Consider the following 18,844-nt stretch of genomic DNA (forward strand, 5'->3'; position numbering starts at 1 on the left):
CTAACGCCGCGTGCGCCTGCGCGGATCGTGTGCGGGCGTGGCGGCTGCGGTGCGCAGGCTCTCGGCCAGCGAGAAGACCCATGGCCGCAGCGCGACCAGCATGCCGACGCTGCGGCGCCGCTCTGACGGCAGGCTGACGTCCAGTTCCGCCGCCTCCTTGAAGTCGGCCACCAGCTTGTCCACCTTGCGCCGCAACGTGGCGACCGAGGCCTCGCCGAGTTCGCGGATTTCCAGCGCGAAATGCGCCTCGGCCGCGGCGAAGTCGTCCCGGAGGAACTCATGACTGGCCATCTGCAGGTAGCGCGCACGCACCGGCCCGTCGTCGCGCCATGAGAAGTCGCGCGGAACGCGCAGGCGCACATGGTTGCCGGGCAGCAGTTCCAGCAGGCGCAGGCGGTCCAGCTGCGCCAGCAGCCGCACCAGTTCGGGCGGCTTGAGGCCGTAGCCCTCGCCGATCGCCGCGGTGCGCCAGCCCTGGCACAGCAGGTGGAAGACGGTCATCAGCCGCGGCTCGGCCGCCAGCGCCTGCTCCTGGTGCAGGGTGAGGTGGCGGCGCGATTCGCGCGTGCCGCGGGCGCTGCGCGCCAGTTCGAAGAAGTCGATGTCCAGCGCGTCGCAGATCTGCTCCAGGCGGGCCAGGTCCATGCGGCCGCTGGACAGCACGCGCTTGATCGTCGGCTCGGACACGCCAAGCGCGGCGGCCAGGTCGGCATAGCGCCAGCCGCGTTCCCTGAGCAGGCGCTTGAGCGCGACGAGCAGGCGTTCGCGGTCGGCCATGGCGGTCTTCGGCTCCTCACATGCGGGTGTCAGGGATCATATTCCGATACTTCAGCGACCGCGATTGCGGATGGCGATCCCCGGCGGCGACGTTAGGCGCTCCTCCACCGAAGTGACGCGTATGTCCGCCCTGCCCGCCCCGGCCTGTCCGCCCGCCGAACGGCTCAACGATGTCCATGCCCGACTCAACCCCACCCGCGCACGCGTGCTCCGGCCCGGCTCGGTGGACCAGGCCTGCGATGCGATCCGCGCCAGCGCGCGCGCCGGCTTGCCGCTGATCGCCGCCGGCGCGCGCCATGCGATGGGCGGGCAGCAGTTCCTCGCCGACGGCCACGTGCTCGACACCGCGGCCCTGGATCGTGTCGTCGCCTTCGACCCGGTGCGCGGGCTGGTCACGGTCGAAGCCGGCATCCGCTGGCCCGCCTTGCTGGCCTGGCTGGCGGCGTGCCCGGACAACACCGCCGGCTGGACGATCCGCCAGAAGCAGACCGGTGCCGATGGTTTCAGCCTGGGCGGCGCGCTGGCCGCCAACATCCATGGGCGCGGGCTGTGCCTGGCGCCGTTCGTGGAGGACGTGGAGGCCCTGGTGCTGGTCGATGCGCAGGGCCAGCGCCTGCAGGCCAGCCGCGGCGAGCGGCCCGAGCTGTTCGCGCTGGTGGCGGGCGGCTACGGGCTGTTCGGCCTGGTGGTGCAGCTGACGCTGCGCCTGACGCGCCGGCAGACGTTGCGACGCCAGGTGTCGCTGGCCCGCGTCGGCGGCGTGCAGCGCGCATTCGAGGACGCGATCGCGCAAGGCTGCACGTATGGCGATTTCCAGTTTTCGATCGATCCGCGCAGCGAGGATTTCCTCGATCTGGGCGTGCTGTCCTGCTATCGCCCCGTCGATGGCGCCGAACCCGACACGCCGCGCCACCTGCAGGCCGAGGACTTCGGCCGGCTGCTGGTGCTGGCCCACCACGCGCCCTCGTGCGCGTTCCAGGAATACGCCGAGTTCTATCTGGCCACCGATGGCCAGCACTACGCTAGCGATGCGCAGCAGACCGGCGTCTATCTGGAGGACTACCACACCGCGGTCGATCGCAGCCTGGGCCACTGCGGCTCGGAGATGATCACCGAGCTGTACGTGCCGCGCGGCGCGCTGGCGCGGTTCATGGGCCGTGCCGCCGACAGCCTGCGTCGCCACCAGGCCGAGCCGGTCTACGGCACCGTGCGCCTGATCGAGCGCGAGGCGACCAGCCTGCTGGCGTGGGCGCGACAGGACTGGGCGTGCGTGGTGTTCAACCTGCACGTGCAGCATGGCCCGGCGGGCGTGCAGACCGCGGCGGTGGCCTTCCGCGCGCTGATCGACGATGCGCTGTGGTTCGGCGGCAGCTACTACCTGACCTATCACCGCTGGGCCACGCGCGAGCAGGTGCGGGCGGCGCATCCGCGCTTCGCCGAATTCCTGCGCGCCAAGCGTGCGCTCGATCCGTATGGCCGCTGGCAGAGCGACTGGTATCGCCACCACGCCGCGCTGGTGACCGGCTGACATGGCCGGCATGTCCACCGCGATGCTGCTGGCCGCCGCCGCGGTGCGTCAGGCGCATACGGATCGCACGCCGGAAGCGCAGCGCAACGCCGCGATCGCCCGCGCCTGCCTGCAGCGCGCGGGCGAAAGCGCGGAGCGCCTGCTCCGGGCGGTCGACGGCCGCCTCGGGCGCGGCCTGCTGGGCCTGCTGGAAGCCGCCTGCGTGCCCGGCATCGGCGCGCACTACGCCTGGCGCAAGCGTCGGATCCGGCAGTGGGCGCGACAGGCCTGCGCCGACGGCGTGCGCCAGGTCCTGATCCTGGGCGCCGGCTTCGACGGGCTGGCGCAGACGCTGCTGGATGCGGCACCGGCGGCGCGCGTGTTCGAGGTCGACCGGCCCGCGACCCTGGCCGTCAAGCGCGCCGCGCTGGCGGCGCTCGGCCTGGACGATGCGCGTCTGCAGCTGTGTCCGGGCGAACTCGGCGCGCTGCCGCTGGCGCGCTGGCTGCGCGGGCTGCCCGGCTTCGCGCCCGAGCTACCGACGCTGGTCATTGCCGAAGGCGTGTTCATGTACCTGCCGCTGGACACGGTGCAGACGCTGCTGCGGCAGCTTGCCCGCGCATTGCCGGACGCGGACCTGATCGCCACCGCGATGGACCTGCGCCGCGACGGCACGCCCGGCTTCGCCCGGCAGCGTCCCTGGGTGCGTCGATGGCTGCAATGGCGTGGCGAACCCTTCCGCTGGGGCGCGAGCCGCCAGGCCCTGCCGCTGCTGCTGGGCCAGGGCGGCGTGCGGCTGGGCGATGTCGCCGCCCCCGACGATGGGGAAGATCCCGATCCGGCACCGGGAGAATGGCTGTTCCACGGGTGTTTGTCGCATCCGGATCACCCTGTTCCGGCGGGCCGCACACATGCCCCGCTCATGGCCGCCGCGCTACCCTAGGCGGTCTATGACGACACATCATCACGATTTCACCCTCGATCCCTACGACACCGAGCAGCTGGCCAACCTGTCCGGCCCGTTCGATGCGCACCTGCGCCAGATCGAACTGAAGCTGGGCGTGGAGATCTCCAACCGCGGCAACGTGTTCCGCGTGCAGGGCCCGGACCGTGCCGTCGCCGCGACCGAGCAGCTGCTGCAGGCGCTGTACGCGGAAGCGGCGACGGAGACCTTCGATGCCGACGCGATCCATCTGCGGCTCAACGAAGCCAACCTCGAGCAGGTCGCCGCCGGCGGCTACGCGCCGCAGGACGTGGCGATCAAGGTCAAGCGCGGCACCGTGCGCGGGCGCGGCCCCAACCAGGCCGCCTATCTGCACGCCATCGCCACCCACGACATCAACTTCGGCATCGGCCCGGCCGGCACCGGCAAGACCTTCCTGGCCGTGGCCATGGCGGTGGAGGCGCTGAACGAGGCGCGCGTGCAGCGGCTGGTGCTGGTGCGCCCGGCGGTGGAGGCCGGCGAGAAGCTCGGCTTCCTGCCCGGCGACCTGAGCCAGAAGGTGGATCCCTACCTGCGCCCGCTCTACGACGCCCTGTACGAGATGCTGGGCGTGGAGAAGGTCGCCAAGCTGCTGGAGAAGAACGTCATCGAGATCGCGCCGCTGGCCTACATGCGCGGGCGCACGCTCAACGATGCCTTCGTGATCCTGGACGAGGCGCAGAACACCACCGTCGAGCAGATGAAGATGTTCCTGACCCGCATCGGCTTCGGCAGCACCGCGGTGGTGACCGGCGACCTCAGCCAGACCGACCTGCCCAAGCACATCCGCTCCGGGCTCAAGGACGCGCTGGAGGTGCTGCGCGGCGTGGACGGGATCTCCTTCAGCTTCTTCGGCGCGCGCGATGTGGTGCGGCATCCGCTGGTGGCGCGCATCGTGCGGGCTTACGATGCGCGCGACGACAAGGCCGCCGATCCGGCGTGAGTTGAAACCGACATGACCCAGGGTCCGATCCATCTGCAGGTCGCGGTCAGCTATGCGCTGCCGCGCGCCGGCCTTCCGTCCGCGGTGAGTTTCCGCAAGTGGGTCGCCGCGGCGCTGAAGGGCCGCATCCGCGATGCCGACCTGGCTATCCGCCTGGTCGATGCGAAGGAAGGCCGTGCGCTCAACCGCCACTATCGCGGCAAGGACTACGCGACCAACGTGCTGTCCTTCCCGGGCGAGCTGGACGAGACGATCAAGCTGCCCAAGGGCGTGACCATGCCGCTGCTGGGCGACCTGGTGATCTGCGCGCCGGTGGTGGCGCGCGAGGCGCGGGAGCAGGACAAGGCGCTGCTGGCGCACTACGCGCACCTGACCGTGCACGGCACCCTGCACCTGCTGGGCTGGGACCACGAGGACGACAAGGAAGCCGAGGCGATGGAGCGGCTGGAGCGGGAGATCCTGGCCGAACTGGGCATCGACGATCCCTACGCGGCGGATGGCGCCGCATGAGCCGGCGCGCGCTCGCCTTCGCGCTGCTGCTGTGCGCACCGTTCGCCCCGACGCGCGTGCGCGCGACCGAGGCCGCCCCCATCGCCAAACCCGACCTGGCCGCGCTGATCGAATGCCGCAAGGACGTGCCCGACTTCCTGGCGCTGTCCCCGGCGCTGTCCGATCCGCTGAAGGCCGTGGCACTGGGCTGGAAGCCGCTGCCGCAGGTCAACCAGTTCATGACCGAGTTCCAGCTGGCCGCGCCGATCACCGTCTTCGGCCATGCCACCGACCGGATCGCCTTCGCCGGCGACAGCATCATGGCGATCCTGGACCTGCCCGATCCGCGCCCGCTCGCCCACCAGCTGCAGCTGGAGACCGGGCTCGACACGCCGCAGAAGGCCATCTTCGGCAAGCAGCTGCGGGCCACCGAACGCACCGACCCGGCCAGCGGCCAGACCCTGATCCAGGCGATCATCCTCAACGTCTCCAATGTCGCCAGCCACCCGGGCAAGACCCTGGCCGGCTGCAGCTACAACCTGGATACCGAAGGGCCCGATCCGGCCCCGCCGGCGCCGGCCGCGCAGGCCCAGGCCCCCTGAAGGCAGCGTCAAACGGCCGTCCAAAACGTTCTGCTAGACTGCCGGCCACGCCCGCGATCGCCGGGTGCCGTCCACCCCCCAATGTCAGAAGACGACAGTACTACCGCGTCGGAAATCCCTGAAAAACGACGCAGCTGGCTGGAACGCCTGAGCCAGGCGTTCTCCGGCGAGCCGGAATCCCGCGAAGACCTGCTCGCGCTGCTGCGCGACGCGCAGCACAACGGCCTGCTCGAGGCCGATACCGTGACGATGATGGAAGGCGCCATGTCGGTGGCCGAACTCACCGTGGGCGATGTGATGGTCTCGCGTTCGCAGATGGTCTCCCTGGCGGTGGATACGCCGTTCCTGCAGCTGATGCAGCAGGTGGTCGAGTCCGGCCACTCGCGCTTCCCGGTGCACGGCGACAACAAGGACGAGATCCTGGGCATCCTGCTGGCCAAGGACCTGCTGCGCGGCGTGGTCGCCGACAACGGGCCGGGCACGGTGCGCGAGCTGCTGCGCCCGGCGGTGCTGATCCCCGAATCGAAGAAGCTCAACCTGCTGCTCAAGGAGTTCCGCCTCTCGCGCAACCACATGGCGCTGGTGGTGGACGAGTACGGCGGCGTGGCCGGCCTGGTCACCATCGAGGACGTGCTGGAGCAGATCGTCGGCGAGATCGACGACGAGCACGACGAGGCCGAGGACGAGGCCTCGCGCATCGCCGCGCAGGCCGATGGCCAGTACGTGGTCGATGCGCTCACCCCGATCGAGGACTTCAACGAGCGCTTCGGCGCCGATTTCCCCGATGACGAGTACGACACCGTCGGCGGCCTGGTCACCGACGCCATCGGCCATCTGCCCGAGACCGGCGAGGAGCTGACGCTGGGGCGCTTCGCCTTCCGCGTGGCCAAGGCCGATGCGCGCCGCGTGCACGCCTTCCACGTCGGCGTGCTGTCCGAGGGCTGAGCTTGAAGAGGACCGGCCTGCTCGCGCGCGTGCTGTGCGCGCTCGTCTTCGCGCTGCTGGCCTGCGCGGCGCCGGCCGCGCCGCGCATCGGCGTGATGACCATGCAGCCGGGGGAGGTGTTCTTCGAGCGCTTCGGCCATGACGCACTGGTGGTGGCCGACCCGCAGACCGGCCAGGCCACCTCGTACAACTTCGGCTTCTTCGACCCGGACGAACCGGGCTTCGTGCGTCGTTTCATCGACGGCAAGATGCTGTACTACCTGGTGGCGCTGCCGCTGCAGGAGGACCTGCAGAGCTACCGCGCCGAAGGCCGCGGCGTGTCGATCCAGTGGCTGGACCTGACGCCGCAGCAGGCGCAGGCGCTGGCCGATTCGCTGGCCTGGCGCGCGCGCCCGGAGAACGCGCGCTATCCCTACGACTACTTCAACAGCAACTGTGCCACCCAGGTGCGCGATGCGCTGGATGCGGCCATGGGCGGCACGCTGAAGAAGCAGCTGGCCGGCCGCTCGCGCGGCAACACCTACCGCAGCGAGTCGGTGCGCCTGGCCTCGCCGGCGTGGTGGATGTGGATCGGCTTCGACCTCGGCTTCGGCCCATATGCCGACCGCCAGCTCTCGCGCTGGGACGAGGCCTTCGTGCCGATGCGCCTGGCCGATGCGCTGGCCCAGGTGAAGAACACCCAGGGCCGCCCGCTGGTGCAGTCGACCCAGCAGCTGCTGCCGCACCGCATCGCGCCCGAACCGCCGGAGGCCGCGCGCGTCTGGTGGCCCTGGCTGCTGGCCGGCGTGCTGGTGGCCTTCGCGCTGGTGTGGCTGGGCGCGCGCGCGCGGCGCGTGGTCGGCGGCGTGGCGCTGGTGTTCTGGCTGGTGTGCACGCTGGCCGGCGCGCTGATGCTGTTCATCTGGTTCGGCAGTGGCCATGTGGCGGGCTGGGCCAACCGCAATCTGCTGCTGCTCGATCCGCTGTGCGTGCTGCTGCTGCCGGCGGCGGTGCAGGTCCTGCGTGGCCGCGCGCTGGCCGCCTGGTCGCGCTGGCTGCTGCGCCTGGTGGCGGCGCTGTCGATGCTGGCGTGGATGCTGCACTGGTTCCCGTTCAACGTGCAGGCCAACATCGCCTGGGTCGCGCTCCTGGTGCCGGTGCACCTGGCGCTTGCCTACGTACTGACCGTGCAGCGCGCGACGCGCTGAGCCGGACCTTGCCCGCATGCCCCTGCGGCACGGCGGGCGGGCGCATGATGGACCCGATCTGCCTGCCCCGCTCCCGCGTGGCTGCGCGAGTCGCTTGCCTGCCGCTGGCGTGGCGCAGGGTGCCCGGTCAGAATCGGGCATCCTTCCACGCCACGAGTCGCCCATGCCCGCTTCCACCCGTCTCACCGCCGCGCTGCTGATCGCGTTGTTGCCTGCCGTGGCCGCGGGCGCGGACGCGCCGGCGAAGAAGCCCTATCGCAGCGGGCAGCAGATCCTCGACGCGTCGCCGGCCAGCGACTGGCGCACGCTGGATCCGGCGCGCACGCTCTACCTGGAACTGGCCACCGGCCGGGTGGTGATCGAACTGGCGCCGGCGTTCGCGCCCGAGCACGTCGCCAACATCAGCACGCTGGCCCACGAGCACTTCTGGGACGGCACCAGCATCTACCGCTCGCAGGACAACTTCGTGGTGCAGTTCGGCGACGTCGATGGCGAGGATCCGGCCAAGGCCAAGTCGCTGGGCAGTGCGAAGACGCATCTGCCGGCCGAGTTCCACCGCAGCGCCAAGGGCCTGGCGTTCCAGGCCCTGCCCGACAGCGACGGCTGGGCCCGGCAGGTCGGCTTCGTCGACGGGTTTCCGGCCGCGCGCGACGGTGCCGACGGCAAGGCCTGGCTGGCACACTGCTACGGCACGCTGGGCGCGGGCCGCAACAACGCCGACGACAGCAGCATCGGCGCCGAGCTGTACGTGGTCATCGGCCAGTCGCCGCGCCAGCTGGACGACAACATCACCGTGGTCGGCCGCGTGGTGAAGGGCATGGAGCTGCTGAGCACGATCCGGCGCGGCCCGGACCCGATGGGCTTCTACACCGACCCGGCGCAACGCACGCCGATCAGGTCGATCCGCCTGGCCAGCGAGGTGCCCGCCGCCGAGCGCACGCCGCTGGAGCTGCTGCGCACCGACAGCCAGACCTTCCACGATGTGGTCGAGGCCAAGCGCAACCGCGTGGACGATTTCTACAAGCGTCCGGCCGGGCATATCGACCTGTGCAACGTGCCGCTGCCGGTGCGTACGCCGGGAAGTCAGAAGTAGGCGGAGGGGCGCAAGGGGTCAGAGCCCGCGCTCAGCGTCTGGCGGCACGCTGGCTGGCCGCCACGCTGCCCAGGATCAGCACCGCCGCCAGCAGCATCGTCCAGGTCAGCGGCTCGCCCAGGATGGCCCAGGCCAGCAGCGCGCCGAACACCGGGATGAGATAGGTCACCGTGGACGCGCGCCCCGGACCGATGCGCTGGATCAGGCGGTAGTACACGCGGTAGGCCAGGCCGGTGCACACGATGCCCAGCGCACCGGCGCAGGCCCAGGCCACGCTGGGCACCGGCGCCGCGGGCCAGTGCGTCGCCGCCAGCGGCGAGAGCAGCAGGGCGGCGCAGCCCAGCGTCGCCGCCGCCGAGCTGGCCGGCGGCAGGTCGGCCATCTGCCGCTTCACCAGGTTGTAGCCGATGCCGTACAGCAGCGAAGCGGTGGCGCCGGCCAGCGCCGCCGGGCCCACGCTCAGGCCGCCGGCCTTGCCGGTGGCCAGCACCAGCACGCCGATGAAGCCGACCAGCAGGGCAACCGAGCGGCGCGTGCCGATCCGCTCGCCGAAGAACAGGAACGCGATCAGCGCGGTGAACAGCACGGTCATCGCGTTGGTGATGGCGCCGATCGCCGCCGGCGCGTGCTGCGCGCCCCAGGCGAACAGCAGGAAGGGCAGCGCCGAGTTCAGCACCCCGATGCCGGCCAGCACCGGCCAGCGCCTAGCGGGGAACCGCGCCCGGTCGCGCCACAGGAACGGCAGCAACACCAGCGCGCCCAGGCACAAACGCAGCTCGACCAGGGCGTAGGGCCCGAAATGCGGCGCGGCCACGCGCATGAACAGGAACGAGCTACCCCAGATCACGCCCAGCACGATCAGTTCGATAGGCGTGCGCCAGTCGCGGGCGGTGTCGGTGGGCGGGCAGGCGGCCGAAGGCGAGGCATGGGACATGGCGCGGTTCCACGTGAGGATCAGGAGGGAGCGAGAGCGGACCGGCAACGCCCGCCGGCAGGCGTCGCCAGCCTGCGGGATGCGGCGGCGGCGCGCTGGCCGGTTCCGGACATCGCAGCGTCATTGCATGGTCGGGCGCCCGGCCTGCCCCTACAAGCGCGTAGTATCGGCGCCTGCCACAAATCTGGTTTGTGTCTTGCCATGCACCTGCGCCCGACCCTGCTGCCCTCGCTGGGCGTGTTCGCCGCCGCCGCCCGCCACCAGAACCTGGCGCATGCCGCCGAGGAGCTGCACCTGACCGCGAGCGCGGTCAGTCATCACGTGCGCAAGCTCGAGGCGCTGCTGGGCGTGAGCCTGTTCCAGCGCCATGCGCGCGGGGTCAAGCTGACCCCGGAGGGCCGCCAGCTGGCCGACGCCGCCACCGCCGCGCTGGCCGACGTGGCCGCGGTCGCCGGCGCGCTGCATCCGCAGTCCGAGGTGGTGCCGCTGAAGGTGACCACGCTGCATTCGCTGGCCTACTGCTGGCTGCTGCCGCGCCTGCCCCGCTTCTGCGCCGCCTACCCGCGGGTGCGGGTGGAACTGGATTCCAGTCCGGCGATGGCGCGCTTCGACGACAACGGCCCGGAGATCGGCATCCGCTACGGCAGCGGCGACTGGCCCGGCATCACCGCGCACCACCTGATGGACGACGAGCTGTTCCCGGTCGCCTCGCCTGCGCTCCACGGCCTGCGCGAGGTGTCCACGCCAGCGCAGATCGCGCAGCTACCGCTGCTGGCCGACCTCGGGCTGCAGGGCTGGCGCGAGTGGTTCCGCGAGGTCGGCGTGCACGGCGCGCAGCTGCCGATCGCGCACGTCTTCAGCGACAGCACCGATGTGATGCGCGCGGCGGTCTACGGCCTGGGCGCGGCGCTGGCTCGCAAGCACATCGCCCTGCCCTACCTGCAGCGCTACGAACTGGTGCGCCTGCCCGGCCCGGCCATCCGCGCGCGCTTCGCCTACTACGCCGTGCATGCCACCCATCGCACGCTGTCGCCGGCCGCGCGGCTGTTCATGGACTGGCTCAAGGAGCAGGCCAAGGACACGCGCACGCCGATGCCGGCGGTGCCGGACGAACTGCTCGGTCGCGCACCGGGCTGAGGGCGCCGCATCGGCGGCCGGCGCCGGCGCGCGGGAGGCCCTCAGCCGACGAACTGCGCCAGCGCCTCTTCAGCCGGTGCCGGCCGACCCGGGTAGTAGCCCTGCCCCAGGTCGCAGCCGAGCTCGCGCAGGCGGGCCCACACCGCCGAGCTCTCGATGCCTTCGGCCACCACCACCGCCTCCATGCTGTGGCCCATGTTGACGATCGACTCCACCAGCCGGCACATGCGCCGGCTTTCGATGATGTCGCGCACGAAGCTCATGTCGATCTTCAGCTCGTCCACATGGAAATGGCGGAAGTAGGACAGCGAGGAATAGCCCACGCCGAAATCGTCCACGGCGATGCGCAGGCCCATCGCGCGCAGCCGGGTGAGCGCCTGGCCGATCTGCTGCGGGTTGTCGACGAAGGCGGTCTCGGTGACTTCCAGCACCACCTGGGCGGGGTTGACGTTCCAGATGCGCAGGGCCGAGTCCATCTGCTCGACGAAGCCCCCCGCGGTCAGCGCGATCGGCGAGACGTTCAGCGCGCACTGCAGGCCCGGGTTTCCCGCGAACACCGGCGCGCAGTGGCGCAGCGTGGCGTTGACGCTCCAGCGGGTCAGGCCGTCGATCAGGCCGGTCTGCTCGGCGGCGATGACGAACAGGTCCGGCGGCACCGGGCCCAGCACCGGGTCCTGCCAGCGCGCCAGCGATTCGAAGCCTTTCAGCGCCCCGCTCTCGAGGGCGAAGATCGGCTGCAGGTAGACCTTCAGTTCGTTGTGCTGGATCGCGCGATGCAGGTCCTCGTAGCCGACGCTGGCCCGCACCTGTCCCGCGTACAGCGCATGGTGCTCGGGCAGGTGGGCGGCGCTGGCGCAGGCCGCGTCGGCGCGCCGGCACAGCATCTCGGCGTCGGCCGCGTCGGCGGCCATGGCCACGCCGACCGCCACGGTGACCCGCGAGGGGCGGCCACCGGCCTCCAGCGGATAGCGGAAGGCGCGTGCGATCTTGCCCGCCGCCAGCATGGCCAGGTGCTGGTCGCGCACGCCGGGCAGCAGCACGGCGAAATCGCACTCGCCGATGCGCAGCTGCACGTCGGCATCGCGCAGGCAGTTGCCCAGGCGCACGGCGAAGGCGTCGACCAGGGCGTCGCTGGCGCCGTAGCCGAACACCGCCTCGTACTCGCGCAGCCGCTGCATGCGCACCAGCAGCAGCGCGCCGCCGGCAGCGGGCCCGGGCGCGTGGCGCGCGATGGCGTCGAACAGAAGGTCGCGATTGAGCATGCCGGTGTCCTACCGCCCTGGCTGGCGCGACGCGGTGCCGGCCTGCGCACCGGTCACAGATAGAGTTCCTTGGGATCGAGCCCGTAGCTGCCCGGCTTGAGCCCCTTGCGGATGCTGATCTGCCGGTTGTCGTGCGCGCTCCAGGTCTCGCGCAGGTCCAGCGGCGCGAAGCTTTCCCGGCGCTGCTTGTCGGCATCGGTCAGCAGCATCACTTCGGGGAACAGGCGGCGGACCGGGTTCTGCGCCACCACGATGGCCACCTCGCCGGTGGACAGCTCCACCAGGCTACCGGTGGGGTAGACGCCCAGGCACTGGACGAACTGTTCGACCAGGTCGGGCTGGTAGGCCGTACCGCGCTGCTTGTAGAGCGCCTGCATCGCCTCGTAGCGTGACAGCGGCTCGCGGTAGGGCCGCAGGCTGGTCATCGCGTCGAACGAATCGACGATCGCCGCGATCCGCCCGAACAGCGGGATCTGCGCGCCGGTCAGCCCGGCGGGATAGCCCGAGCCGTCCTCGCGCTCGTGATGGGTCAGGATCATCTCGCGCACGACCGCGTTGGAGGCGCCGGAGGCGTCGTACAAACGCAGGCTGTGGCCCAGGTGGCTACGCAGCAGCTCCAGCTGCGCCGGCTCCAGTTCACCATCGTGCTCCAGCAGCGCCTCGGGCAGCGCGGTCTTGCCGATGTCCAGCAGCAGCCCGGCCGTGGCCAGGTCGTGCAGGGCCTCGTCCGGGAAGCCCAGGTGGCGGCCGAAGGCGGCCATGAAGCCGCAGCAGTTCACCGCGTGGCTGTAGGTGTAGCCGTCGTGGTGGCGCAGCGTTTCCAGCCAGAAGAACGCGTCGGGATTGCGCACGATGCTGTCCACCACCGGCGTCACCGCCTCCTCGACCGCCTCCACGTCCAGCCGCCCGCCGTTGCGCAGCTCGGAAATGATGCCGCCGGCGGCGCGGTCCACCGCCTCCAGTGCCTCGCTGGCGCGCGGCACCTCGTCCTGGACGCGCGCGAGGATCGGACGCGGATTGGCGCGCAGCGCGGCCAGATCGGGAATCACATAAGGCTTGCGCCGCGGCGCCGGCGGGGGCGGCGGATCCGCGGTCACCATGGGCGCGGCCGCCGGCTTGCGCAGGGCGGCATGCACGAAGGTCTCGCTCTTGGCCACATCGACGGTGACGCTGGCGCAGTACTTGGCCAGCTCGGCGATGTCGGCCGGGTTCTCGATCAGGAACCCCTCGAGCATGTACGGCGTGCCGAGCCAGTCGCGGTCGAGCCGGCTGACGTACATTCCCGGGCGCAGCTCGCCCACCTGCAGTTCGCGTTCCTCGATCCACATCCGTTGATGCCTGCCCCTCGCAGTACTCGCAGCATTCGCAGCCTTCGCAGTCCCTGCGGTCCCTGCAGTCGCATCACGCATCATGCAACCCCTCTCCCTGCACGCATCATCCCTAGACGCCGCCGGTCTTTCAAGAAAGACAGACTGAGCAGCCTAACGGCGCGCGCGCGTCTTTCTTTAGCCGCTAGCGCGGGGCCGGCGGATCGGCGGCGACGAACCCCCCGGTCTGCCGCTGCCACAGGCGCGCATACAGGCCGCCCCGGGCCAGCAGCTGGGCGTGGGTCCCCGTCTCCACGATCCGGCCCGCGTCCATCACCACCAGCCGGTCCATCCGGGCGATGGTGGACAGCCGATGCGCAATGGCGATGACGGTCTTGCCCCCCATCAGCGCGTCCAGGCTGTCCTGGATCGCCGCCTCGACCTCCGAATCCAGCGCCGAGGTGGCCTCGTCCAGCAGCAGGATCGGCGCGTCCTTCAGCAGCACCCGGGCGATCGCGATGCGCTGGCGCTGGCCGCCGGAGAGCTTGACCCCGCGCTCGCCCACGTGCGCCGCCAGGCCGGTGTGCCCCTCCCCGTCCACCAGCGCGTCGATGAAGCCCTCGGCACGCGCCTGGGCGATGGCGGCCGCCACCTGTTCGGGCGTCGCGTCGGGACGGCCGTAACGCAGGTTGTCCAGGATCGAGCGGTGCAGCAGCGAGGTGTCCTGGGTGACCACGCCGATCTGGCCGCGCAGGCTGGCCTGGGTGACGCCGGCGATGTCCTGACCGTCGATCAGGATGCGCCCGGCCTCCAGGTCGTACAGGCGCAGCAGCACGTTGACCAGGGTCGACTTGCCGGCGCCGGACGGGCCGACCAGGCCGATCTTCTCGCCGGGGGCCACGGTCAGGTCGAGGCCGGCGATCACCCCGCCGCGCTTGCCGTAGTGGAAGTGGATGTCCTCGAAGCGCACTTCGCCCGCGGTGATCCGCAGCGGCTGCGCGCCGGGCCGGTCGGTCAGGGTGTGCGGCTGGGCGATGGTTTCCATGCCGTCCTGGACCGTGCCGATGTCCTCGAACAGGCCATTGACCACCCACATGATCCAGCCGGACATGTTCTCGATGCGGATCACCAGGCCCGTGGACAGGGCGATGGCGCCGACGGTGATCGCCCCGCGCTGCCACAGCCACAGGCCCAGGCCGGCGGTGCCCGCGATCATCAGGCCGTTGAGCACGGCGATGACCACGTCCATCGAGGTGGTCATGCGGGTCATGCGCTGCACGCTGCCCAGGTTCTCGCGCACCGCCTCGGCGACATAGTCGTCCTCGCGCTGCGGGTGCGGGAACAGCTTGAGCGTGGCGATGTTGGTGTAGCCGTCCACCACCCGGCCCATCAGCCTGGACCTGGATTCGGAGGCGCGCCAGGAGCGCTCCTTCACCCGCGGCACGAAGTAGGCCAGCGCGGCCACGTAGGCCAGCAGCCAGGCGATCAGCGGCAGCATCAGCCGCCAGTCCGACTGCGCGAACAACACCAGCGCGCTGCCGGTGTAGACCGCCACGTACCACAGCGCATCGATCATCTGGGTGGCCGACTCGCGCAGCGAGGCGCCGGTCTGCATGATCCGGTTGGCGATGCGCCCGGCGTAGTCGTTCTGGAAGAAGGACAGGCTCTGCCGCACCACGTGCCGATGCTGCTGCCAACGGATGCGCGCGGTCAGCGCCGGGGTCACCGACTGGTGCATCAGCAGGTCGCCCAGCGCCATCAGCAGCGGCCGCAGCAGCAGCGCCACGGCCGCCATGCCCAGCAGCTGCGGGCCATGGCGCTCGAAGAAGCCGGCCGCCGTTTCGTCCTTGGCCAGGTCCACCAGCTTGCCGAGGAAATCGAACAGGGCCACTTCCACCAGCGCCACCGCGAAGCCGACCACGAACATGGCCGCGAGCACCCAGCCGCCCGGCCGCAGGTAGTGCAGGTAGAAGCGCAGCAGCCCGCGCGGCGGCATCGCCTCGTCGGGACGGCCGAACACGTCGATCAGCGATTCGAACCAGCGGAACATCATGGCAGCAGGCGAGTCTAGAGGAGTGCGGCGTGAGCCACCGCGAAGGCCAGGGCGGCGCCGCCCCTGCCCGCTCCTCAATCCTCTGCGCCGGCGTGCGGACTCAGGTCAGCGCATGCTCGGCCACGATCACGCCGTTGGCGTCGGCGTACAGCCACTGCCCGGGCACGAAGGACACCCCGGCGAAGCGCACCGGCACATCGACCTCGCCCAGGCCGCGCTTCTCGGTCTTCATCGGCACGGCCGCCAGCGCCTTGATGCCCAGCGGCAGATTGGCCAGCACTTCCACGTCGCGCACGCAGCCATGCACCAGCACGCCGGACCAGCCGTTGGCCACGGCCTTCTCGGCCAGCATGTCGCCCAGCATCGCGTGGCGCAGCGAGCCGCCGGCCTCGATCACCAGCACCTTGCCGGTGCCGGCCTGTTCGACCTGCTCGCGCACGCGCGAATTGTCCTCCGGGCAGCGCAGGGTGACGATCGCGCCGCTGAAGGCCGCCGCGCCGCCGAAGTCGCGGAACAATGGCTCGGCCACCTGCACCTCGGGATGGGCGTCGCACAGTTCGGGCGTACTCCACTGGGGCATGGCGTTCTCCGCTGGGGCCGGATTACAGCGCGCGGCTGATGGTGAAGCTGCCGAACACCGGCGGCTCGCTCTGGCCGTCGAACTCGCGGCTGGAATGGTAGCGCGCCACGGCGAACTTCCAGCGCCCCTTCATGACCGCCACGCCGTAGCCGACGTAGCCCACCACATCGCGCTTGTCCACGCTGTGGCTGTCCTTCCAGGTGTTGCCGTCCAGGGTGATGTCACGCAGCACCCAGCGCACGTCGGTGGTCAGGAAGGCGTGGAAGCGCCATTCCCCACCCGGACGGGTCTGGCTGGCCGGGGCGGTGTTCTCGCCCGCCGGGCGCAGCGGGGTGCTGCCGAAGTCGTCGGGCAGGTGGCGGCCGAAGCGCAGCTCGGCCCCGCCGTTGGCGAAGGTCTGGAAGTTGCCCAGCGCCGCGCCGTAGTGCGTGATCGCATCCCAGGTCCACAGCCCCGAGCCCCAGGCGAAGCGATGCATGCGCTCATGGCGCAGCAGGAACAGCGGCTCGTCGCGCAGCTGGTTGTCCCAGCCTCGGAACTTCTTGTCGCTGAGCACCCGGTGCACCGCCTCCTGGATCTGCTTGCCGCGCGCCGACGGCCCCACCCAGCCCAGGCCGATCTGCGTGGTCTGCAGCGCGTCGCCCTTGCGCGCGTTGTAGCCAAAGGTGGCCATCAGCACGCCGGCATAGGGCCGGTCGTCCGGGATCAGGTCGCTGCGGGTGTTGTCCTTGGGCGTGTACAGCGCCTGGCCGATGTTGAAGACCATGTTCTGCTCATCGAAGCCCTCGGGCTGGATCGCGCTGAGGTAGCGATTGACCAGGCGCGCCATCCGCGGCAGGCACGGATCGTCCTGGTAGTCCTTCAGGTTGGCCGAGACCCAGCTCAGTTCGACGCCGCTGGTATAGCCCTGGTCCTGGTGATCGCCGCCGAACAGGTCGTTGTCGACGCGGAGGCTGACGGCCTTGGGAATGTCGGTGCGGGTGGGACACTGCTCCGACGTGGCCGCCTGCGCGCTGCCGCTCGCCGTGGCCGCGATCAGCAGCCAGCCTGCCTTTGACATGGGATTCCCGCGTGAAAGTTGAGTGCAGAGAATCATGAACGGATCAGTATTGAAATTGGTGTGAAGGCTTGGCACGCAGCGTCGCGGCCATCGGTCTTCCCGACCACCCCGGCTATGCTGGCAGGCCTTCGTCCTTCCGGAGTCCCGTGATGGCCCGCCGCCCCTCCGCCCCGGCCGACGCCGACCTGTTCGCCCCGCGCGTGGCCTCCAAAGGGATCCGGGTCGGCATCGGCGGCTGGGTGTTCGCGCCGTGGCGCGACAACTTCTATCCCGCCGGGCTGGTCCAGCGGCGCGAGCTGGAATACGCCAGCGCCCGCCTGAGCGCGATCGAGATCAACGGCACCTACTACGGCACCCAGCAGCCGGCCACCTATGCCAAGTGGCGCGATGCCACGCCCGAGGGCTTCGTGTTCTCGGCCAAGGCGCCCAAGCGCATCACCCAGTCGCGCAAGCTGACCGGCACGCGCGCCCAGGTGGAGGATTTCATCGGCGGCATCAGCGAACTGGGCGACAAGCTCGGCCCGCTGGTCTGGCAGTTCGAGGCCGGGCGCAGGATCGATGGCGAGCAGTTCGAAGGCTTCCTCGACCTGCTGCCGAAGAAGGCCGGCAAGCGCGCGCTGCGGCACGTGCTGGACGTGCGCGATCCGGACTTCATCACGCCGGACTTCCTGGCCCTGGTCCGCGCGCACGGCATGGGCACGGTGTTCTCCGAATCCACCGAGTATCCCTCCTTCGCCGATATCACCGGCGACTTCGTCTATGCGCGCCTGATGGCCAGCCGCAGCGACGAACCCACCGGCTACCCCGCCGCCGAACTGGACGCCTGGGCGCGCCGCGCGCGCGCCTGGCGCGCGGGCGAGGACCCCGAAGACCTGCCGCACGTGGGCCCGACACCGGCGCCCAAGCGGCCGCGCGAGGTCTTCGTGTTCTTCATCTCCGCGGCCAAGGAGCGCAATCCGGCCGCCGCCATGGCCCTGCTGGAACGGTTGCGCGAATAATCGTTTTCGCCATGGCGGGGCGGCACGGCGATAATCGCGGCCATGCCCATGTCCGTCCGCCGCAAGGCCCACCTGCAAGTGCACCTGTGCGTGCTGCTGTGGGGATTCACCGCCATCCTCGGCAAGCTCATCACCCTGCCCGCACTGCCGCTGGTGTGGTGGCGCATGCTGCTGGTGGTGCTCGCCCTGGCGCTGCTGCCCGCGGTCTGGCGCGGCCTGCGCACGATGCCGGTGCGGCGGCGCTGGGCCTATGCCGGCATCGGCGCGCTGGTGGCGCTGCACTGGCTGACCTTCTATGGCGCGATCAAGCTGGCCAACGCCTCGGTCGCGGCGACCTGCATCGCGCTGGCGCCGGCGTTCACCGCGATGATCGAGCCGTGGGTGACGCGGCGGCCGTTCGACGCGCGCGAGCTGTTCTTCGGCATCGCCACCCTGCCCGGCGTGGCGATGGTGGTCGGTGGCGTGCCGCACGAGATGCGCGCCGGCATCGTGGTCGGCGCGCTGTCGGCACTGCTGGTGGCGGTGTTCGGCTCGCTCAACAAGCGCATGGTCGAAGGCGGCGAACCGTTGACGGTCACCGCCCTGGAACTGGGTGCCGGCACCGTGCTGCTGACCGCGCTGGCGCCGCTGATGGCGCTGGTGCCCGGCTTCGGCGGCGCACTGCTGATCCTGCCCAGCCTGCACGACGCGGTGCTGCTGGTGGTGCTGTCGCTGGCCTGCACGCTGCTGCCCTTCGCCCTGGCGCTTGTGGCCCTGCGCCAGGTCAGCGCCTACGGCATGCAGCTGGCGACCAACCTGGAGCCGGTCTACGCGATCCTGCTGGCCATCGTGCTGCTGGGCGAGCAGCGCGAACTCACGCCGATGTTCTACGGCGGCGTGGCGATCATCCTGGTCGCGGTCTTCGCCCATCCGGTGGTGGCCCGACGCAAACCGGCGGCGCATCCGGAGCTGCTGGCGACCGCCGAGGCCAAGAGCGTGGCCGACTGAG

At 70.8% G+C, this 18,844-nt stretch carries 18 protein-coding genes; 11 read left to right on the forward strand and 7 right to left on the reverse strand.

Features of this window, described 5'->3' with window-relative positions; all coding sequences use genetic code 11:
* Nucleotides 1–777, reverse strand: a complete 777-nt coding sequence (locus LAJ50_RS14690; protein ID WP_138651522.1) for a helix-turn-helix transcriptional regulator — start codon at nucleotides 775–777, stop codon at nucleotides 1–3.
* Between the two features lie 121 nt (nucleotides 778–898).
* On the opposite strand from LAJ50_RS14690, the gene LAJ50_RS14695 reads away from it, so the two are divergent.
* From LAJ50_RS14695 to LAJ50_RS14730, 8 genes are all read left to right on the forward strand, one after another.
* Nucleotides 899–2,305 carry an FAD-binding oxidoreductase gene (locus LAJ50_RS14695; protein ID WP_171044538.1) on the forward strand — a complete coding sequence of 469 codons (1,407 nt, stop codon included), beginning with the start codon at nucleotides 899–901 and terminating at the stop codon, nucleotides 2,303–2,305.
* Nucleotides 2,306–2,315: 10 nt separating this feature from the next.
* A complete protein-coding gene (locus tag LAJ50_RS14700; protein ID WP_224096331.1) occupies nucleotides 2,316–3,227 on the forward strand; it encodes a class I SAM-dependent methyltransferase in 912 nt (303 codons plus the stop codon).
* Nucleotides 3,228–3,234: 7 nt separating this feature from the next.
* Nucleotides 3,235–4,209 (forward strand): PhoH family protein, encoded by a 975-nt coding sequence (locus LAJ50_RS14705; RefSeq protein ID WP_130549897.1) that lies wholly within the window; start codon nucleotides 3,235–3,237, stop codon nucleotides 4,207–4,209.
* A 12-nt stretch (nucleotides 4,210–4,221) separates the two neighbouring features.
* Nucleotides 4,222–4,719: an rRNA maturation RNase YbeY gene (gene ybeY / locus LAJ50_RS14710; protein ID WP_138651528.1), complete on the forward strand. Its 498-nt coding sequence runs from the start codon at nucleotides 4,222–4,224 to the stop codon at nucleotides 4,717–4,719.
* Entirely contained in the window at nucleotides 4,716–5,300 is a 585-nt protein-coding gene (locus tag LAJ50_RS14715; RefSeq protein ID WP_224096332.1) for a hypothetical protein, read from the forward strand. Before ybeY ends, LAJ50_RS14715 begins: the two co-directional genes overlap by 4 nt.
* An 81-nt stretch (nucleotides 5,301–5,381) precedes the next feature.
* Nucleotides 5,382–6,245: a transporter associated domain-containing protein gene (locus tag LAJ50_RS14720; RefSeq protein WP_130549899.1), complete on the forward strand. Its 864-nt coding sequence runs from the start codon at nucleotides 5,382–5,384 to the stop codon at nucleotides 6,243–6,245.
* Nucleotides 6,246–6,262: 17 nt separating this feature from the next.
* The gene (locus tag LAJ50_RS14725) at nucleotides 6,263–7,432 is read left to right on the forward strand and encodes a DUF4105 domain-containing protein (RefSeq protein ID WP_343228052.1); all 1,170 of its coding nucleotides are present in this window, start codon (nucleotides 6,263–6,265) and stop codon (nucleotides 7,430–7,432) included.
* 163 nt (nucleotides 7,433–7,595) lie between these two features.
* The gene (locus tag LAJ50_RS14730) at nucleotides 7,596–8,525 is read left to right on the forward strand and encodes a peptidylprolyl isomerase (RefSeq protein WP_138651532.1); all 930 of its coding nucleotides are present in this window, start codon (nucleotides 7,596–7,598) and stop codon (nucleotides 8,523–8,525) included.
* A 31-nt stretch (nucleotides 8,526–8,556) separates the two neighbouring features.
* Here the strand turns inward: LAJ50_RS14730 and LAJ50_RS14735 are convergent, their stop codons facing one another.
* Complete coding sequence (locus LAJ50_RS14735) at nucleotides 8,557–9,459, reverse strand: DMT family transporter (RefSeq protein WP_138651534.1); 903 nt, start codon at nucleotides 9,457–9,459, stop codon at nucleotides 8,557–8,559.
* A gap of 201 nt (nucleotides 9,460–9,660) precedes the next feature.
* Here LAJ50_RS14735 and LAJ50_RS14740 point away from each other — a divergent pair, with 201 nt between their 5' ends.
* Nucleotides 9,661–10,596 (forward strand): LysR substrate-binding domain-containing protein, encoded by a 936-nt coding sequence (locus LAJ50_RS14740; protein WP_130549902.1) that lies wholly within the window; start codon nucleotides 9,661–9,663, stop codon nucleotides 10,594–10,596.
* A 41-nt stretch (nucleotides 10,597–10,637) separates the two neighbouring features.
* Here the strand turns inward: LAJ50_RS14740 and LAJ50_RS14745 are convergent, their stop codons facing one another.
* The 5 genes from LAJ50_RS14745 to LAJ50_RS14765 form a co-directional block, all read right to left on the reverse strand.
* Nucleotides 10,638–11,858 (reverse strand): bifunctional diguanylate cyclase/phosphodiesterase, encoded by a 1,221-nt coding sequence (locus LAJ50_RS14745; protein ID WP_130549903.1) that lies wholly within the window; start codon nucleotides 11,856–11,858, stop codon nucleotides 10,638–10,640.
* Between the two features lie 53 nt (nucleotides 11,859–11,911).
* Entirely contained in the window at nucleotides 11,912–13,186 is a 1,275-nt protein-coding gene (locus LAJ50_RS14750) for an HD-GYP domain-containing protein (RefSeq protein WP_165424057.1), read from the reverse strand.
* A 184-nt stretch (nucleotides 13,187–13,370) separates the two neighbouring features.
* Complete coding sequence (locus LAJ50_RS14755; protein WP_138651566.1) at nucleotides 13,371–15,215, reverse strand: ABC transporter ATP-binding protein; 1,845 nt, start codon at nucleotides 15,213–15,215, stop codon at nucleotides 13,371–13,373.
* A 103-nt stretch (nucleotides 15,216–15,318) separates the two neighbouring features.
* Nucleotides 15,319–15,798 (reverse strand): ribonuclease E activity regulator RraA, encoded by a 480-nt coding sequence (gene rraA, locus LAJ50_RS14760; RefSeq protein ID WP_138651536.1) that lies wholly within the window; start codon nucleotides 15,796–15,798, stop codon nucleotides 15,319–15,321.
* Nucleotides 15,799–15,820: 22 nt separating this feature from the next.
* Complete coding sequence (locus LAJ50_RS14765) at nucleotides 15,821–16,858, reverse strand: lipid A deacylase LpxR family protein (protein WP_130549907.1); 1,038 nt, start codon at nucleotides 16,856–16,858, stop codon at nucleotides 15,821–15,823.
* A 149-nt stretch (nucleotides 16,859–17,007) separates the two neighbouring features.
* Here LAJ50_RS14765 and LAJ50_RS14770 point away from each other — a divergent pair, with 149 nt between their 5' ends.
* Nucleotides 17,008–17,856, forward strand: a complete 849-nt coding sequence (locus LAJ50_RS14770; RefSeq protein WP_138651538.1) for a DUF72 domain-containing protein — start codon at nucleotides 17,008–17,010, stop codon at nucleotides 17,854–17,856.
* A 42-nt stretch (nucleotides 17,857–17,898) separates the two neighbouring features.
* Nucleotides 17,899–18,843: a DMT family transporter gene (locus LAJ50_RS14775; RefSeq protein WP_138651540.1), complete on the forward strand. Its 945-nt coding sequence runs from the start codon at nucleotides 17,899–17,901 to the stop codon at nucleotides 18,841–18,843.
* The last annotated feature ends 1 nt before the right edge of the window (nucleotide 18,844 follow it).

Origin of the sequence: Pseudoxanthomonas sp. X-1, assembly GCF_020042665.1 — a bacterium.
GTDB lineage: Bacteria > Pseudomonadota > Gammaproteobacteria > Xanthomonadales > Xanthomonadaceae > Pseudoxanthomonas_A > Pseudoxanthomonas_A spadix_A.

Bases quoted from the DNA above. Each gene is read 5' to 3' on its own strand.
- LAJ50_RS14690 (WP_138651522.1), bottom strand. From the start codon at position 777: ATGGCCGACCGCGAACGCCTGCTCGTCGCGCTCAAGCGCCTGCTCAGG.
- LAJ50_RS14695 (WP_171044538.1), top strand. From the start codon at position 899: ATGTCCGCCCTGCCCGCCCCGGCCTGTCCGCCCGCCGAACGGCTCAAC.
- LAJ50_RS14700 (WP_224096331.1), top strand. From the start codon at position 2,316: ATGTCCACCGCGATGCTGCTGGCCGCCGCCGCGGTGCGTCAGGCGCAT.
- LAJ50_RS14705 (WP_130549897.1), top strand. From the start codon at position 3,235: ATGACGACACATCATCACGATTTCACCCTCGATCCCTACGACACCGAG.
- ybeY (WP_138651528.1), top strand. From the start codon at position 4,222: ATGACCCAGGGTCCGATCCATCTGCAGGTCGCGGTCAGCTATGCGCTG.
- LAJ50_RS14715 (WP_224096332.1), top strand. From the start codon at position 4,716: ATGAGCCGGCGCGCGCTCGCCTTCGCGCTGCTGCTGTGCGCACCGTTC.
- LAJ50_RS14720 (WP_130549899.1), top strand. From the start codon at position 5,382: ATGTCAGAAGACGACAGTACTACCGCGTCGGAAATCCCTGAAAAACGA.
- LAJ50_RS14730 (WP_138651532.1), top strand. From the start codon at position 7,596: ATGCCCGCTTCCACCCGTCTCACCGCCGCGCTGCTGATCGCGTTGTTG.
- LAJ50_RS14735 (WP_138651534.1), bottom strand. From the start codon at position 9,459: ATGTCCCATGCCTCGCCTTCGGCCGCCTGCCCGCCCACCGACACCGCC.
- LAJ50_RS14740 (WP_130549902.1), top strand. From the start codon at position 9,661: ATGCACCTGCGCCCGACCCTGCTGCCCTCGCTGGGCGTGTTCGCCGCC.
- LAJ50_RS14745 (WP_130549903.1), bottom strand. From the start codon at position 11,858: ATGCTCAATCGCGACCTTCTGTTCGACGCCATCGCGCGCCACGCGCCC.
- LAJ50_RS14750 (WP_165424057.1), bottom strand. From the start codon at position 13,186: ATGTGGATCGAGGAACGCGAACTGCAGGTGGGCGAGCTGCGCCCGGGA.
- LAJ50_RS14755 (WP_138651566.1), bottom strand. From the start codon at position 15,215: ATGTTCCGCTGGTTCGAATCGCTGATCGACGTGTTCGGCCGTCCCGAC.
- rraA (WP_138651536.1), bottom strand. From the start codon at position 15,798: ATGCCCCAGTGGAGTACGCCCGAACTGTGCGACGCCCATCCCGAGGTG.
- LAJ50_RS14765 (WP_130549907.1), bottom strand. From the start codon at position 16,858: ATGTCAAAGGCAGGCTGGCTGCTGATCGCGGCCACGGCGAGCGGCAGC.
- LAJ50_RS14770 (WP_138651538.1), top strand. From the start codon at position 17,008: ATGGCCCGCCGCCCCTCCGCCCCGGCCGACGCCGACCTGTTCGCCCCG.
- LAJ50_RS14775 (WP_138651540.1), top strand. From the start codon at position 17,899: ATGCCCATGTCCGTCCGCCGCAAGGCCCACCTGCAAGTGCACCTGTGC.